Below are 17213 nucleotides of genomic sequence, written 5' to 3'. Positions count from 1 at the left end.
ACCATATTTGCGGCGTGACGAGGTAGAGACAAACTCACCGCGTTGCAACTTTGTCCGCACATCACTTTTACTCTATTTTGTCGTAATGACTGCGGGTCGATTACTTCGTTCAATCCAAAAGTTCATTCCCCGCTAAAGCCCTACAGTTCCCGAACACGACGTCCCACCACTTGACTTGCGATTGGGTATGACCAAGTATTACCACGAAAGGATGTCTCGATGACCGTCAAAACCACGCTCAGCTTTACCGATCGGCACCACCAGTTTCTGAAGGACAAGGTGGGCGAGGGGGTCTATGCCTCGGCCTCTGCCGCAGTGGCTGCCGCAGTCGAGAGGATGATCGAGGATGAGCAAGCCCGCGAAACCGCGCTTGAGGCAATGGCGGATGAAATCCGACGCCGCGCAGCCACCCCGCGCGAAACATTTGTTGATCATGACACCGTGTTCGCAGCGGCACTGCGCGGGCTGGATTCCACTGATTGACCTACCGCCTGCGTTACCACCCGGCAGTCGTCGATGATCTGAGAATGATTGCGGAGATGATCTCGGACTACGCAGGTCCCCAGGTCGCCCGCCGCAAGCTGGACGAGATCGCGCGCGTAGCACAGGGCTTACAGTCCTTGCCGCATATTGGCACACGCCGGGATCATGTTTTGCCCGGCCTGCGTGCCATTCCAGCCGCCCGTCGTGCGGTCATTGCCTTTACGATTGATGAGGACGCGCAAGAGATCCACGTGCTTACAATCACTTACGCGGGTGCCGACTGGATCACGCGATTGGAAACGCGTCGGCAATAGCCTAATGGCATGCCCTTCGCCTCAGGAGGTCAGTTCGCGGCAATTGAGCGCCTGAATTCGCGCGTCACCTCACAAGCAAAGAACCAAAGGGCAGTGATCGGAAACCTCCGGATCAAAAACCACATCAAAGCACAGAACCGAGTTTGCGTCATTGATGAGCATGTAGTCGGCATACCTTCCGGGCTTTTTGTAGTGAGACGCTCTGGTGCCACTGAACCCCCGTCCTGTCACCAGTTCGGTTAGACCGGATTCTGCCAACACCCGAAGCGTTTCGCTTTCAGGTTCGACGTTGAAGTCTCCGCAAACAACGGCCAAGTCACCGGGTTCCGAGACCTGTTCTGACAGTTTCAGCAACCTTTTCGCTTGCTCCGCCCGTTCTGGCGTATCCATTTTTCCATTCAGATCGCGCAGCCCGTGCATATGCGTGACACTGATTGATCGGTTCAAGCCATGATCATAGACACGAACGCCGTGGGCGCTGCGTGATCGAGGATGTTCGCCGTACCCATCAGGTGAATAGCTTTTATGGACAAAGCCCTGAACCTGGCCAATGATCGGAAGCGATTTGTGTACAAATGTTGCGAGGCCCCATTGCGACGGAAATGTCCTTTGGTCGTCCCAAAGGACGCCCCGCGCCGCCGGGCAGAATATGGCTACGTGATCGGGCAATGCTCGGGATACGTCACGAAAGAAATTCGCCCGTTGAGGGAGAATGTGATCCCCATCACGATAGGTTAGCCAGTCTCTGTCTGACGTGGGAGTATGGACAACCTCTTGCAGACACAGGATTTCAGGTGAGCACTCTTCCAGGTATGGCAGCAGCTTTTCGTGCAGCTTCCCGCCCCATCCGTTCAGGCAGACTATTTTCATTTACAGATCTTTGTTGGAACAGGCCAGCACCGGCGACATTCGCGCTTCTTACTCTTTGCCGACCTGAGATTTCTCAGCTGCATGGTACTTCTTTCGAATGTCGTCAATGTCCACGGTCGGCGGCGGAAACTGCATGTCGAGCGATTCAAGGTATTCAGCCACAATTCGTGAAACCGCCAAATTACGGAACCACTTGTGGTTTGCAGGGATCACAAACCACGGGGCATGTTCGGTGCTACACTTGCTCAGGGCTGCCTCGAAGGCCTTTGTATACTCATCCCAAAAGGGCCGCTCGGCATAGTCGCCTTCGCTGATTTTCCAGTGGCGCGCCGGATCATCGATCCTTTCTTTGAACCGGCTCAGTTCCTCCTCGGGGCTGATGTGCAGATAGAATTTCAACACATGTGTATCGCTGTCATGAAGTAGAGCTTCGAACGCGTTGATGTGATCGTATCGTTTTTTCCAGATCTCCTTGGGAACAAGGTTATGAACCCGAACGACCAGAACGTCCTCATAATGCGAACGATTGAAGATCGAAACTTGACCTTTCTGAGGTGTTTCCTTGTGACAGCGCCAAAGGAAATCGTGGGCGGCCTCTTCGGGCGTTGGGACTTTGAACCCGCTCACCTTGCAGCCTTGGGGGTTCATCGCCGCCAGAACGTGGTTGATGGTGCCGTCCTTGCCCGCAGCATCCCGCCCCTGCAGGCAGATCAGCAAAGAGCGCTTCTTTTCGGCATACATCAAGTATTGAAGTTCGCTCAGCTTTTGCGAATAGGCCTGAATTTCAGGCAACGCGTGTTCGTGGCTTTCGTGTTTGTCTTTAAAATTAGGGTCGATACTGTTCAGGTCGACTGAGCTTCCGGGTTTGACGCGGAACTTATTGAAATAGTGCATTTCAACTCCTTTCCGTTACGAATTTCGCTAAGCCTCAGGTTCGTCTAGGCTGGGAATGATGGTGTGGTCGTTGCAGCCTGCGATACATGGCAAGCTTCACCTGATCCAAAATGAATATCCATACGAGCATGTAGGCCCAGACCATCAAAATGATCATCCACGGGATTTGTTCGACGAATATACCAAAGCCACACAGCAAAACCGCCAATATCTGCGTGCCGATCACCGCAATAAGCAGCGGGCGAGCCGGCCAGGGACGCGTGTAGAACGCGCCGCGCGACCGAATGACGAGCAGCAGCAGATGTCCACCTGCCGCGAGTTGCAGGAACAAGACGGTCTGAAGCTGGGCTTGTGTCAGCGGAATCCAGGCTTGCAGGCCTTGATCGTCTATCCATTCCATGCCGACCAGAAGAAGCCCGAAAGTCTGAACGACCGAGAGAACGCCCATCAGACTGGCGCCAAACAGAATACGCCTCATGTTCCACCGTACCGGTGCCTTGGGCAGGTTCGTATTGTCATAGGCAATTGTCATGATTGGCACGTCATCGAGCAGCGCGAGCATGATGATCATGATCGGGGTCAGCGGCGAGAAACCGAACAAGACTGTAGCCAGAACCACTACGAACATAATGTCCAGGGTCATTGCCACGCGGTACACGATGTAATTGACAATGCGCTCAAATATCTGCCGAGCCTGCTCGATCGCATCAATGATCGTGGATAGGCCTGGGGCTGTCAGGATCAGCGCTGCAGCTGCTCTGGCTGCATCTGTTGCACCGCTTACAGCGACACCACAATCCGCCTGTTTGAGGGCCGGGGCGTCATTCACTCCGTCCCCTGTCATTGCAACGACATGGCCACGATCCTGCAGCGCTTTGACAATGGCGTATTTGTGCTCGGGAAACACACGGGCAAACCCGTCCGCCTTTTCCACGCAGGCGGTCACAGGTTCTGGCAGATGGCTCAGGTCCATCCCGTCCTTAAACAGTTCCGACGCCGCCTGAAGGTGTGAGCCCATGCCAAGCTGGCCAGCGATCTCGTTCCCGATTGCGACATCGTCCCCTGTCACCATTTTGACCTGCAACCCGTGCGCCATGGCTCGCTGAATGGTCTCTTTGGAGTCGTCGCGTGGCGGGTCATACAGGGACAAAATCCCCAGAAACTGCCAGGTTTTCCCCTTGTCCTCTGATCGCGCTACCCCAAGCGCACGCATCCCCTTGGATGCAAGATCATCAACCGCCTTTTGCGCTTTCGACTTCGAATTCTCATCGATGTCGCTCAGGTCCAGAATAACTTGCGGTGCGCCTTTTGTGTACGAAATCTCGTGCCCTTGGCCATCAGTGATCAGGGCTTCGGTCCGTTTTGAAATCGGGTCGAAGGGAACGAATTTTGTTTGCGTGAAACTTGCCAGTTCATCATGGTTTTTGAGGCCTGCAACAACAGCGGCATCAATCGGATCGTCTCCGTCGAAAAGCGAGGCCAATGAGCCCGCAAGAACCAGTTCCTTGGCGTCTTTGGCTGCAAAAAGAACGGGATCACCGAGGCTTAGCTGGTTTTTGGTCAGCGTTCCGGTTTTGTCAGAACACAAAACATCGACGCCCGCCAATTCTTCGATTGCCTCCAGACGGGACACAATCGCCTTTTTCTTGGATAAGTTCATCGCGCCCAGTGCGTTTGTGACGGTCATTACCGTGGGCATTGCCACCGGAATAGACGCAATCAGCAGCGCCAAAACTGTTCGCAGGATGTCGGCGGCGGCAGCCCATTGCCACGAATGCTCGACCACGATGTCGCGATACAGTTCCGCGCCAACCAGAATGAACGCGAGGATCAGCGACAGGATAATGAGAAAGTCACCGATATGCGAAACGGCCTTTTGGGAATGCGACGCCCCTGTACCAGCATCCGCAACAAGGCTGGCCGTTCGGCCAAAGAAAGTGTCGTTCCCGGTCGCAATGACAACGGCGGTCATCTCACCCTTCTTGGCAATGCTCCCGGAATAGCCGACGTCGCCGACTTTTTTAGCCACTGGCAGAGACTCACCCGTCAACGCCGCTTGATCGATGCTAGCGTATTCTCCGTCGGTGAACCGAACGTCTGCCGGGACGACGTCGCCTAGCTTAATGCGTACGATGTCACCCGGAACAATTTCCGACGCGTCAATCTGTGCAAACTTACCGTCGCGTTTGACGACTGCTTTCGGTGCCATACCGGCCTTCAGCGCGGCAAGAGCGTCCGCGGCTTTACGTTCCTGCCAAAACCCCGAGACAGCATTGTAGATAAGCAGAACAAGGATGATGCAGAAATCAGACCAGTGACCGATCAGCGCCGACAAGATGGCCGCGATTTCGATCATCCATGGAATCGGACCCCAGAGGTATTTGAACAGCCGCTCAAAGTTGCTGATCTTCTTGTCCGCCAGTTCGTTGCGGCCATACTTTTCAAGGCGCGTATGTGCTTCCTTCGAGGCCAATCCGTCGTTTGAGGTATCCAAATCGCTCAGAACCGAAGCGAGATCAGCTTTCTCCAAATTTGGTTTTGCATTTTGGGATTTCACGTCGACTTTGTTGACCATCGTCTTATCACCCCTGCTAAGTCCCACGCTGCCATTGCTTAAAGGGACCGAAAAAAAATACATAAGAACAAATATATGGCGCGGTTTTTGTGCCGTTTAGTGTGGCATTAGACAATGAAACCCATTGATCAGGCAAAACTTTTTTGATCGCGAGCTCGCTCACGGCATCTGGAAACGAACCAAAAGCCAGGTGTTCCCAAGGCAGAGCACCATGCCGAGGATGATCGAGACCAATAGAATGCATCGGACTGTTGTTGGTCGAATGTCCGCTTTGGTGCCCTTGTTAACGGGAGTGTGCACCCGGGAAACCGACCTGTTTCTGTGGATTTGTTCTGCCAGAATGCGGTGACGTGGCAGATACACGCCGCGAAGGTGTGGCCTACTCAATCGCTACCATGTTAGGTTGCCGCCAAGGTTTGGCAAAAGACGAATTAGAAGTAACGTTTTGAAGGTCGTTATTCATCAGGGTTTCCATAAAACTGGGACAACAACGTTGCAAAGGACGCTTTTCGGGAACCGAAAGCTCCTGAAAAATCGCGTGAACATTCTTTTGCCGCAAGACCTGCAAGATGCCAGTTTAGCGGCGCGGCGATACTCGATTGCACCCAAAGATCGCACGTTACAGAATTTTGCAGCGAGGCTTCGGGGCGCGCTCGGATCTTTTGAAAGCGAAAAGGAAAAGCCCCTTCTGATCAGCAATGAAGAGTTCTCGGGCCTGATCCCGGGGCGCAAAGGCGTGTGGTCCTATTCGCAAACCCATGTTCTTGCAAAGGCTTTATTGGATGAGATCGTAGGGTTTACCGGCGACCACAGTCGCATTGTATTTTTGTACACGACCCGAAATGCCGACGACTGGATCAGAAGCGCGTACTGGCAAAACCTTCGTTCAAACAGAATTCGCGAGAGTCTTTCGGAGTACAGTAAGGCGTTACGGCAAGGCGCGGATCTTGAAGCGGTCGTTAGTCGCGTGAAAAAAGAAATCTCATCCCGGGCTGAGATTTACTCGATCAACGTTTCAGAAACCGACGATCGCTATCTGCCGCTCATAAAGGCACTTTCCATACTGAACGTGAGGTCTGACAACCTGACGCCTATCGATGATCAAAACGTCCAGCCAAGTGGAAGCGCTGAGCTTTTCCTTGAGTGGAACCGATCAACCATGACCGATGGGGAAGTTGCAGCGGCGAAGCGTGCCCATCTGGACCAGTGGAAAAGGTCGAACAATAAGGTGTCAAACTAACTTGAAGGAGGTTTGTTTGTTCCACTTGTTTCATATGATCCATCGCTGCGGGTTGAGTCCCATCCGGCAGCAACCCGGCCAGAGGCGCCCCGTGGGCACCTCATTGTTCTCAGGCCGGTGTTGTTTCGCAGGCACGCTGCACAATCCGTTCGACCGGATGCGACAGGTTTCCCGGGCGTACGGCGCGGTTCATATACTCACGTAACGCGCGCAGGTGCATGTCAAATTCAGCCTGGCTAGTCAGGGCTGGGTCCGCATCCAGCCGTAAGTTCATCCCGCGCCCCTGACTGTCAGCGCGGAAGGTCAGATTGAACCCATCTGCCGGCCCGTTCGAGAGAACGACCCGCTTGCTGTCACACCCGTGAATGTCCGGCTCTTCGAATGGCATCACATTGATCAGGGGCGAAAAGAAGAACCGCTTTCCCGACCCAATCCCGTGATCTGCAGCAATTTGCTCGACCCGGTACCGGCCATGGCGGCGCATCTGACGTAACTCGCGCGCTGAGCGCCTGAGGAAGCCGTTCAAGTCTTCTCCGGCATCCCCGGTTTTCAGATAGAAGGGCAGAATGTTTACCCCAAGCGACGGGATCAGCGCATTTACACTTCCCATCCGGCTCATGAAAGGCAACCAGACCGGCAGGACCCGATCCGATCCAGCGTCCGAAGCAGCCTCGGGAAGGCAATGCAGCAAGTAAGCGCCCGAAACGAGCACCAGCATATCCGGCCAGCTCAGGCCGACTTCTTTGGCAAGCGAAAGCAGTCCCTGTTCGGTCTTCGCGGAAATTGGGCATTCGCCCCACAGACCTTCTACGCCGTAATCCTCTCCGCCCTTCTCAAGGACTCCCAGACGTTCCGACCCAGACAGGCGATCTTTCCAATAGGCCCGGTCTGAGGCGAAGCGTGTGCTACCGGAATAGGTGAGATCTTCGTCGATGAAATCGGAATACGGACGGAAGCTGGTACCCCTTTCAGATTTGCCCAGTTTGTGCAGGTACAGCTGCGCCACCCGCTGTTCCAATAGCAGCATGCTATAGCCGTCCAGAACAATGTGGTGGCCGCGGTTGTACCACATCCAGTGGTCATCTCCCAGTTGCAGCAGCCATTGCTGGGACACGGGTTGTGATCGCAAATCAATCACTTTCTCCATGTCCTGATGCATCAGGCGCAGCGCCTCTTGTCGTGGGTTGTGTTCGCCCCGTAAGTCTACTTGCCGCAAAACCGGGCGGTAGTCCGGGTCACAGCTTTGCACAGGGAAGGGAGCGTCGGGCACGTCATGAAACCTCACGCTTAGCGTTTCCGCTTCGTCGCAGGTTTTTTGAATGGCCCAATTCAGCGCATCACCATCCATCTGGCCGTTCATTTCGATGTAGTGCGCTACTGTCGAAACCGGCAGGTCGGGGTGAAAGGTGAATTCTTCCCAAAAGTCCTTTTGTGCCAACGTCAGCGGCATCATACGATTGGGGTCAGTGAAATCAGACATATTGTTTCCTTGGGAATATTGTCTTTGCCGTGAACGCAGAGCGGATCATGCAGCACGCGCCACGAGATCTGACACCTGTCGCGCCGTCTTGCATCCGACTAAGGCACCGGGGGTGACAGATGCGCCGAAGCTTGAATTCAGCCTGCGGGCAACTTCGGCCAGATGAGATGGTCTGAGGCCCAGCGCGATCAGCGGGCTGTCTTCTTGCAGGTCCGTTGGTGCACTGCGGTCCAGAACGGCAAGATAGATTTCCAGTACGAGATCTGCTGCTGTTGGAACCCGCCCGGCGCTAGCATCATCGGTTGCAGAGTTGCGCTGCTGCTGTGCCAGTTCGCGTGCGCGCTTGCGGTCCAGCTTACCATTGGCGCTCAGCGGAAGGGCATCGACCATCACAAAACGGCTGGGAACATGGGTTTCCGGCAAGCACCTGCGTGCAAAAGCGCGCAATTCGGATATTTTTGGCGCGTCCGCCACATTCGCCACACATATCGCCAACAGGGTCGCCTCGCGACCTTCGGCCTCGGGCAGATCGACCACCGCGACATGGTTGAGGCCCTTATGCGCGCTCAGCTCGTTCTCGACATCGGCAAGCGATACACGCACGCCCCGGATTTTGACGTAACCGTTGATGCGGGCGGCAAAAATCAACGTCCCGTCGGGGCGATAAAACCCCTGATCGCCGGTTTTAAAGGCACGCTGATTACGGTTTTGATCATCTGTCAGGGTCACAAAATCAGTCTGTGTAAGGGTCCCATCGACCATATAGCCTGGCGAAAGGTTGACGCCGGTTGTGTGAATCCGCCCCGTTACACCCGTCGGGCAATGCTCGCCCAATTCGTTGCAGACAAAATATCGACACCCTTGCAGCGGGTGACCGTAAGGAATGACTTGCACGTCATCAGGCTCGATGTCGTGCCAGATGCTCCAGATAGTTGTCTCAGTCGGGCCGCCCAGCGAGATCAGCCTTGCCTTGGGTAGATCCTGACGCAGTGATGCGATTGTCGTGGGTTTTATATAGTCGCCGCCTTGGGCAATCAGCCTTAGTGAGCGCAGATCATCGCAGCGGCTGCAGGCCATCAACATCTCGAGGATGGCCGGTACAGAGGTCCAGATCGACACGGCGTGATCCCGGACCAATTGCGCCCAGCGTATGGCGTCTTTTTCCTCTCCTTCCGCAGGCAGCAACAGGGTCGCCCCAGCGGTCAATGCACCGAAAACATCAAACACTGACATGTCGTGATGCAGGGGGGTTACGGAAATCAGAACATCCCTGTCATCTACCTGCCAGTGATCCAGTGTTCGACCCAATGTGTTCGATGTGCCGCGATTGCTGACTGCGACGCATTTCGGTTTGCCGGTCGTTCCAGAGGTGAACAGGTAGTAAGCAGGCTCCGCCGAACTGCTGCGGCTCAGCAATGCGGCCGTTTCGGGCGGGGTGACTCCGTTGATTGAGTAAGACAATAAGTTCTTCGGAGTGATGCAGTTATGTCCGTCAATCGATTGTCGTGTAACCACAAGATCGGGTGAACACGCGTCCAGCAAATAGTGCAGACGTGCGGCTGGTGAACTGGCGTCGATCGGCACCCATCGAATACCCTCCAACGCGCATGCAACCTGCAGGGCGATATGATCAGGACTGCGTGGCAGACAGACGGCGACTAGATCACCCTCGGTCATGTCCTTTGACCGCAGCCCGGCAATCGCAGCCAGCACGGAACGCCCAAATTCGTGATAGCTGGTCTTCCCCCGGGCACAGATCAGGGCCGTTCCGCTGGCGTCTCCATCGAACAGATTCGCGCGAATTCTCTCGAGAAACCTTGAACACTCGAACGGTTCTGTCGGGTCGTTTTTTCGGTAATGTGTCAGATCCACAAAATCTGCGGCATCCAGTTTCAGGCTATCGCTGGACGAAACCGTCAGAATCGCGCGGTATATGGCGGCCAGCAGATCCGAAACGACCTGGTCTGACAGCGCCTTCTGCGCGTAGTCGAAAGAAAGAACCAGGTTCTTTTCGCTGTCCAAGGTCAGGCGAATGTCCAAAGCCGTCTGTGGAGTCGGGGTCAGGCCGTCACAATATTGCATCGGACTGTCGGGGTGCTGTGCAGGCCAGCTTAATCCGCTTGTGATAACCACCGGCAGAGCAAGGGTTCCGCCGTTCTTGTTCAGAAGCATCCGGTTCAGATCCACCCCAGAGAACGCGGTGTGTTGCAGTCCTTCCAGAATATCCCGTTGCACCTGTTTGGCACGGTCCGCAAAGTTACCCGTGAGCACATCATATGCCAGGGCGACAAAGGACGACGCATTGCTGGCGGATGAACCTCCCCCACTTGGTGACACCGGAACGGCCACGCATGGTTTCAGATCGCTGGTCCAGCGGGCCAGAACCTCAAGTATGAGGGCGGTCAGCGTTGTATTCTGGAACAACCCTTCCTTTGCGCCCCTGCGCCAGAGGGCTTTGATTTGCGCATGCGGAACCACCAAACTCTGGCGATTGTAGCGCGATTGAGTGATCTGTTCGGGGTCTTGTTTGTATGGCAGTCGCGGAGGGCCAGAGACCGCTTGCAGTTTGTGCTGCCAGTATTCGGCGTCAGTTGACCGCTGGTTTGAATCTGTGGGCGCTTCGTTTGCCGGAACTGGCTGCGGTGGGACGACGTCACTGCCTTCTGGCGCAAAGATGAATCGCATCAATTCCGCAATCGAGTGCGCATCCAGAATCAACGCGTCAAATCGGGTCATCACGGCTAGGTCACCGTCTGGCAAGGTGATGGCAATCAAGCCCCAAGGCGACTGATCAGAAGAAAAAACCTCGTGCGACCAATGGAATTGTAAAGCTGCGAGCCGCTGCTCGGCCTCGGGTTTGCTCAGCGCGGAGTAATCCAGGGTCTCAAGGTTCAAAACCGGCTCTGATCGCACAGTCTGAGTCAAAGTCTGCGGATCTATATAAGTGCGCAGTGCCGGGTTGGCCTGCACGGCCGCCGCCAGTCGCGCGCGCAGTACGTCCAGCGGAATCGTTCCGCGAAACATTTGAAAGTCCTGCATTGCAATCCCGCCCAATGGCAGCTGCGTCCCGCGCCCAAGCAAATAGGCCTTTTGTAGTGGTTTTAGGGGCGTACCGGAGGATTGCGCATTTGCGGCTTCGGACGCCAGTATCCAGCTTTTAAGTGGTTGTTCAAAAATACCGGGGTTGCGGGCCAAGCGGTTGATCGCGTCGCAGAATGTATCAAAAACCTGCCTGATCCAACTCATGTCGGTCATGTCTTCACGGATGTCCCAGTTGACAAGAATCCGATCCCCCATCCGCGCAACCTGAACATCCAGCGCCACCTGAGGGCCCTGAGATATCACCCATACGAGATCGCCAAATACGTTGCTGGCTGCGTCCGACAGAATTGGCGTGCTGCCAGTTGCCAACCCAGCCGTGAACACCACAGGCGCACGTTGCACGGCGCCGCGATGACGGGACAAATCCCGTAACAGAGCAGGACCTGGATAGGCAGTGTGTGAAAGCTGCCGCTGGATATCGGACCAGCAGCGCACGGCCAGTGATTTCAGGCTGTCATCTCCACGCAGTTCGGCAGCGAACAAACCCAGATCCGAGAAATCCCCTACCATTCCAGTGGCCTCGGCCGTGCGATGAAATCGTGGCAGGTTGAGGCAAAGGCTTTCTGCCTTCAATGCGCGCGACAGATTGGCTGTGAACAATGCCAACATCAGGCTGGAGAGTGTCACACCTCCAGAGTTCGCGATTGCTTGCAGCGCCGCGCGATCTTCAGCTGCTATCCACTTTGATAGACGCGTGCTGAGTGGCCCACCTGTTCGGTCTTCGGAACGCGGAAGTTTAGGGGCAGGGGGCAGCGCATCGAACCGGGTCGTCCACCACGCCCGATCCGCACGAAGAGCTTCCGGCCGAGCTACGGTATCTTTGCGGTAGGCGGCATAATCCGGCGCAGGAGGTAGCCGATCAACCCCACCGTCAGAATAGGTTTTGGCAAGATCGTCCAACAAAATCCCAAAGCAGGACGGGTCGGCTGAAATCATGTCTATGTCCACATGCAGTCTCTGCCTGTTACCGGGCAGAATGCTGAGGTGAAATTCAACGCCGTGGCCGGTTTCCAGAGGCAGGCGCTGGTGGGATTTTTCATCGCGAATTCGGTGCAGTTCCCTGTCCAGTTCAATGCCGTTCAAATGGCGCAGATCGAATAGGCCGAGCGCGTGCCCTGTATCAACTGGCGCGATCCGAGCGACCCCGTTTGCCGCGACTGCCAGCCGCAGCATGGGATGGCGTTCAAAAAGTAATCGCACACTCGCCTTTAGTATGTCGAGGTCCATCAATGGGCCGTCGAACTCGCTGTATAGGTGTGCAACAACTCCATCCGAGTTCGCAGCCGAATGGCCGCCTGTCCAATAGGCAGCTTGCATCGAAGTCAGGTCCAAAATGAGGTCCTCTAAGGCGGTTGACATTTCACGACAAAAATACTCAAGTATTATTGCTCGTCAATACGCACAACCGATAATCCGGTGGTAGTGCCGCAGGGGATTGGGAAAAGTAAAGGTTCGGTTCAAACGTTCGAGTGCCACCCAGCACGGCAAGGCTTTTAACAGATATAGAATACGAAAATATTATGATTAAACAAAATATTGACCTTACGCCATGGCCCGAAAACCTTGCCCGAAAGTACCGGTCAGAAGGGTATTGGATTGACCAGCCGCTGACGCGCGGGATACGCCAAAAGGCTCGCGTCCAGCCGGATGCGGTTGCCATAATCTGCGGATCCCGAAGCATGAGTTACGCCGAGGTCGAGCAGCGTTTTCTCGCGCTTGCACGGCGATTTTCAGCCGCCGGATTAGGTCGTGGAGATACCGCTTTGGTGCAGCTGCCAAACTGCGCTGAATTCTATCTGACCTTCTTGGCTCTGCTTCAGGCTGGCATCGCCCCAGTGAATGCGCTGTTCAACCACAAGCAGAATGAACTTAACACGTATGCGGACCAAATTCATCCCAGTTTGCTGATTGCTGATCGCAGTCAGCCTCTGTTCAAGGATGATCACTACGTCGAATTGCTGAAGGCTCGGACCGATAATCTGAGTACGGCGTTGTTCCGCGGGGGCAGCGGGGAAGATGATCTCGAAAACTGGATCGACCCTAGCCTTGATGGTCTGCAGGACATTTCGGAAAGTGTGATTGAAAATGGCCCGACAGACCCCGATCAGATCGCCTTCTTTCAACTGTCCGGCGGCAGCACTGGCACGCCCAAACTTGTCCCGCGAACGCACAATGATTACGACTATAGCATTCGGGCGAGCGCCGAGATTTGCGGGTTGTCACAAGATACCCGGTTTTTGTGTGCCTTGCCCGCTCCGCACAATTTCCTGTTAAGCTCTCCAGGGGCACTGGGCGTGTTTCATGCCGGCGGCACTGTGGTGCTGGCCGCCAATCCTGACCCGCAGACCTGCTTTCCGATCATTAGTCGCCACAAGGTCACGATGGCGGCGCTGGTTCCATCGGCGGTATCGATGTGGTTGCGGTCGGTAGAGCAGGCACAGTCCGATCCTGCTTCGGAAAACCACGACCTCAGCACTCTTGAGTTGGTTCAGGTCGGAGGCGCTTCCGTTGCCGAAAGCGATGCCCGCCGCGTACCCAAGGTTTTGGGGTGCGCGTTGCAACAAGTGTTTGGCATGGCGGAAGGTCTGGTGAACTATACGCGGCTGGACGATGATCCAGAAATCGTTTTCACCACGCAGGGTCGCCCGATCAGTGCCGATGATGAAGTGCGGGTCATTGACGAATATGGCCAGGACGTTCCGGATGGCCAGACAGGTATGTTGGCCACACGCGGTCCTTACACATTCCGGGGCTATTTCCGCAGTCCTGAGGCGAATGCAAAGTCTTTTGATGATCAGGGTTTTTACTTTAGCGGCGATCTGGTGCAACGGCTGCCGTCAGGACACTTGCGGGTTGTCGGACGGGTGAAGGACCTGATCAATCGCGGCGGTGAAAAGATCGCTGCGGAGGAGATCGAAACGCTACTGCTGCGTCACCCTCAGGTCATTCAGGCTGCTTTGGTTGCTGTCGAAGACGTCCTGTTGGGTGAAAAAAGCTGTGCCTTCATTGTGGCCCAAGGCGCTTTGCGTCCAGTCGCGTTGCGGCGACACTTGGTCGAACTGGGTGTTGCTGATTACAAGCTGCCCGATCGCGTACAATTCATCGATGCGCTGCCCCTGACCGCAGTCGGAAAAACCGACAAGCGCGCCCTGCGCAGAAATCTGTCTTACGGATCGGCGACGATCAAAGCAGACAAAACGCCGACCCCCGAAACACTTTGAAATCAGCTGTCGAAAGAAAAGGACAAGAAAATGCTGGACCGAAACTGGCTTGAAACACGCGTGCGGAGCCTGATTGAGGATGAAGAAGATATCACTCCGGATGAAAGCCTTATCTATTTTGGGCTCGACTCGATCCGAGTGATGGAGTTTGCAACCGAATTGAAAGAGCAGGGGATAGCCGTCACATTCGAAGAGCTGGCCAGCAATCCAACGATAAACGCTTGGTGGGGTTTGATCTCGACACGCCAAAACGCGGCCTGATTCTTTCCGAATTCAAATTGCTGGCCCCGATCAGATTCTTCGAGGCCAGCGGTTGTACCAAAGCGACAAAAACGGTTCCGGGCCTTAAGCCCTGAGGGTCGCGCCCCCATCCACATATAGATCGGCCATCGTCACATGACCGGCCTGATCCGACAGCAGATAGATCGCGGCTTGTGCGATGTCCTCAGGCTGGGCCAGTTTGCCCAATGGAATGCCGGTTCGGAACTGCTGCGGATTTCCCGCGATGACCATGTCGGCACCATTTTCGTCTGCCCACATGCCCTGCAGCATAGGTGTCAATGTCGATCCTGGTGCCACGACATTGCAGCGCACATTCCGGCTGGCGAGTTCCAATCCCAGGCAACGGGCCATCATTGTCATTGCAGCTTTTGATGCCGCGTATGCACCCATGTTCATCCGGGGAATTCCTGCCGCGTTAGAGCCAATCATTACGATTGCGCCGCCGCCATTCTGCGTTATGACCCGCCCCAAAGTGCGACCGACCAGAAATGCACCTTCTGCATTGACCGAAAACAGTGTACGCCAGTTTTGTGATGACATGTCCATCAGGGACTCGGTGTTCAGAACCCCGGCGGCGTGCGCCCCAAGTTGAACGGGCCCAAAATGGTTTTCCGCATCGGCAATACAGTTCACGATGTCCTTTTCTACGGTGACATCCAGTTCCTGCCATCTTGTCCGGGCACCGTCCTGAGGGGCGAGGGCAGCCAGTGATTGCGCTGTATCCGTGGCCGTGACCAGAGCACCTGCGCCGCCCAAGGTATCGACGATGGCTTGGCCAACGCCGCCAGCTGCACCAGTTACAAACGCATGGCGGCCTTCAAATCCGGTAAGCTGCATCTTATCCGTCCTGCATCAATCGCAATATCTGGTCGGTTGTACTGAGCCCGCCGCAGGTCGATCCGACCCAACTCATCGCCATGTCGTGGTGTGCGCGATCAAAATCGGCTTGTGCGTCTGCCACGGCAAAGTTTTCGAAATCGCGTTGAAAGGCTTCCGCGGCCGTCGCGAGGCATCCAATATGGGCGTAAATCCCTGTTATCAGAAGCTGGTCGCGTCCGCGTGCGCGCAGAAGATGCTCCAGGTTTGAGCGTTGGAACGCGCTATAACGGTGCTTGACCAAAACGACGTCATCGGCTTGCGGAGCCAAGTCATCAATGATCTCGCAGTGCTCGGGAGCGTCCCGCATGCCGGGGCCCCAAAGATCCGCCTGCAAGCCGCGGTCCGGGCGGAATTGATCACCCTCTTGTGCTGTGTAAAACACCGGTATTCCCGCGCGGCGAGCAGCTTGGGTCAACTGCCCGATATTGCGCACCACGTCCGGAAGCGGAGCTTGTTCCGCCGGGTATGGGGCACAAAAATAGCGCTGCATGTCATGCACCAGCAAAGCGACGCGGTGCCGCTGAGGAACCCAGGGGCCACGCACGGCGGGAAGTTCCTGATCAGTCGGCAAATCATAGGAGGCGATTTTCGGCAGTGCCATCCGGGTTCTCCTCTTATCAGGCCTGGCCCGTGCCGCTCAGGCCAGCTAGTGGTGGCAGACCCAACGCCGCCAGCATGGCGCCGAACTTTGCACCGGTCTCGGCGCTTTCGCTTATAGGGTCCGAGCCAGGAACGATACCGGCACCGGCAAAAAGCCGGGCGTGCCGACCGCAGATTTCGGCACAGCGAATTGCCACATACCACGCGCCATCCCCACTCTGATCACACCAACCCGCAGCACCGGCATAGAAGTTGCGATCGACGGGTTCGAGCTGCTTGATAAGCTGGGCCGCGCGGTTCAGGGGCACCCCGCACACGGCCGGCGTTGGATGCAGCTTGGCCGCCAGAACAGCCGAGGAAACTTCGGCTTGCTTCAGCTCGCCTTCGATGCGCGTGCCAAGATGCCACATACTGCGCGTCGAGGTCAGGCCCGGCCCATCTGGCCGCGTCAGTTGGCGGCAGTACGGTGCCAGAATGTCTAGGATGTATTCGACCACCATTGCATGTTCCCGTTTGTCTTTTTCGGAACGGGCAAGCGAACCGGCGGCTTCCGAGTCGGTCACTGGGTCTTCGTGACGCCGGGCCGATCCTGCCAATGGGTAAGACGAAACGCGAAGCCCTTGTTTGCCAACCAGCAATTCAGGCGTTGCGCCGATCAGGTACCGGCCGTGTGGATCACTTTCATGCTGAGGCAACCTAATCTGATAGGTCGTTACCGCAGGGTCGTTCATCAGCCGGGAAAGGATTGCCTCGGACTGGAAAGGGTGTTTGGATTCCAGTGTCAAAGTGCGGGCCAGTACGATTTTGCGCAAGGCGTCCGGCGACCCTTCCTCATGCTCCATTATGCGAATAGCTTCGGCAACAGCGTCGGCAAATACCGGAACAGGTGGTTCGGCACGCGGCGCCAACAACGGCTTCTCTTGATCACCGCCGGTGTTGTGAGATCCCGCGGAGTGGGTTGTTTGAGGCGCAGCCCACAGACAATCTGTGCGGCGTTTGTCGAAGGGCAGTGCGCCACCGATCACGATATCTGCGGGCAGTGCAGAAAAGGCTTTGCTCAATCTGGCCTCAAGCGTGTCCACCGTCCCTTGGTCTACTGCTGAGCATGCGGCCTGAGCGGTGACAACACGGCCTGCCCCGCGAAAGGTGAAACAAGCAGGCGTATCGCCGGAAATGGAACTGCGGGACCGTTCTGATACAGACAACATTGATATTGCCCCTTTTTCGTTATGCGTCTGGCCAGGGGCCGCGCAAATGAGGTTTGGAATAATGC

The 17213-nt window shown here is 55.7% G+C and carries 13 protein-coding genes; 5 read left to right on the top strand and 8 right to left on the bottom strand.

The window, feature by feature from the left end; all coding sequences use genetic code 11:
• The first annotated feature begins 219 nt into the window (after nucleotides 1-219).
• Both MHN28_RS19280 and MHN28_RS19275 read left to right on the top strand, forming a co-directional pair.
• A complete protein-coding gene (locus tag MHN28_RS19280) occupies nucleotides 220-483 on the top strand; it encodes a type II toxin-antitoxin system ParD family antitoxin (protein ID WP_239344205.1) in 264 nt (87 codons plus the stop codon).
• On the top strand, nucleotides 480-797 hold the full coding sequence (locus tag MHN28_RS19275) for a type II toxin-antitoxin system RelE/ParE family toxin (protein ID WP_239344204.1): 318 nt from the start codon (nucleotides 480-482) through the stop codon (nucleotides 795-797). The genes MHN28_RS19280 and MHN28_RS19275 overlap by 4 nt, the downstream gene beginning before the upstream one ends.
• 69 nt (nucleotides 798-866) lie before the next feature.
• On the opposite strand, the gene MHN28_RS19270 is transcribed toward MHN28_RS19275, so the two are convergent.
• The 3 genes from MHN28_RS19270 to MHN28_RS19260 are packed head-to-tail and all read right to left on the bottom strand — an operon-like array spanning nucleotide 867 to nucleotide 5136.
• Nucleotides 867-1667 carry an endonuclease/exonuclease/phosphatase family protein gene (locus MHN28_RS19270; RefSeq protein ID WP_239344203.1) on the bottom strand — a complete coding sequence of 267 codons (801 nt, stop codon included), beginning with the start codon at nucleotides 1665-1667 and terminating at the stop codon, nucleotides 867-869.
• Nucleotides 1668-1715: 48 nt separating this feature from the next.
• Entirely contained in the window at nucleotides 1716-2561 is an 846-nt protein-coding gene (locus MHN28_RS19265; protein ID WP_239344202.1) for a polyphosphate kinase 2 family protein, read from the bottom strand.
• Nucleotides 2562-2595: 34 nt separating this feature from the next.
• On the bottom strand, nucleotides 2596-5136 hold the full coding sequence (locus tag MHN28_RS19260; protein WP_239344201.1) for a plasma-membrane proton-efflux P-type ATPase: 2541 nt from the start codon (nucleotides 5134-5136) through the stop codon (nucleotides 2596-2598).
• A gap of 445 nt (nucleotides 5137-5581) precedes the next feature.
• Between MHN28_RS19260 and MHN28_RS19255 the strand changes: the two genes are divergently transcribed.
• Nucleotides 5582-6376 carry a hypothetical protein gene (locus MHN28_RS19255; protein ID WP_239344200.1) on the top strand — a complete coding sequence of 265 codons (795 nt, stop codon included), beginning with the start codon at nucleotides 5582-5584 and terminating at the stop codon, nucleotides 6374-6376.
• Between the two features lie 109 nt (nucleotides 6377-6485).
• Here MHN28_RS19255 and MHN28_RS19250 read toward each other — a convergent pair whose 3' ends face one another.
• On the bottom strand, nucleotides 6486-7856 hold the full coding sequence (locus tag MHN28_RS19250; protein WP_239344199.1) for a condensation domain-containing protein: 1371 nt from the start codon (nucleotides 7854-7856) through the stop codon (nucleotides 6486-6488).
• Nucleotides 7857-7901: 45 nt separating this feature from the next.
• Complete coding sequence (locus tag MHN28_RS19245; protein WP_239344198.1) at nucleotides 7902-12290, bottom strand: amino acid adenylation domain-containing protein; 4389 nt, start codon at nucleotides 12288-12290, stop codon at nucleotides 7902-7904.
• 188 nt (nucleotides 12291-12478) lie between these two features.
• Here MHN28_RS19245 and MHN28_RS19240 point away from each other — a divergent pair, with 188 nt between their 5' ends.
• Complete coding sequence (locus MHN28_RS19240; protein ID WP_239344197.1) at nucleotides 12479-14179, top strand: (2,3-dihydroxybenzoyl)adenylate synthase; 1701 nt, start codon at nucleotides 12479-12481, stop codon at nucleotides 14177-14179.
• Between the two features lie 30 nt (nucleotides 14180-14209).
• A complete protein-coding gene (locus MHN28_RS19235; RefSeq protein WP_239344196.1) occupies nucleotides 14210-14440 on the top strand; it encodes a phosphopantetheine-binding protein in 231 nt (76 codons plus the stop codon).
• A gap of 84 nt (nucleotides 14441-14524) precedes the next feature.
• On the opposite strand, the gene MHN28_RS19230 is transcribed toward MHN28_RS19235, so the two are convergent.
• Genes MHN28_RS19230 through MHN28_RS19220 form a run of 3 tightly spaced genes read right to left on the bottom strand, consistent with a single transcriptional unit; the run spans nucleotide 14525 to nucleotide 17148 of the window.
• The gene (locus MHN28_RS19230; protein ID WP_239344195.1) at nucleotides 14525-15298 is read right to left on the bottom strand and encodes an SDR family oxidoreductase; all 774 of its coding nucleotides are present in this window, start codon (nucleotides 15296-15298) and stop codon (nucleotides 14525-14527) included.
• Nucleotide 15299: 1 nt separating this feature from the next.
• Nucleotides 15300-15941 (bottom strand): isochorismatase family protein, encoded by a 642-nt coding sequence (locus MHN28_RS19225; RefSeq protein WP_239344194.1) that lies wholly within the window; start codon nucleotides 15939-15941, stop codon nucleotides 15300-15302.
• A gap of 16 nt (nucleotides 15942-15957) precedes the next feature.
• Nucleotides 15958-17148, bottom strand: a complete 1191-nt coding sequence (locus MHN28_RS19220) for an isochorismate synthase MenF (protein WP_239344193.1) — start codon at nucleotides 17146-17148, stop codon at nucleotides 15958-15960.
• Nucleotides 17149-17213 lie beyond the last annotated feature (65 nt).

The organism is Ruegeria sp. Ofav3-42 (assembly GCF_022347725.1).
Lineage (GTDB): Bacteria > Pseudomonadota > Alphaproteobacteria > Rhodobacterales > Rhodobacteraceae > Ruegeria.
This window is presented reverse-complemented; position numbering and strand designations above follow the sequence as displayed.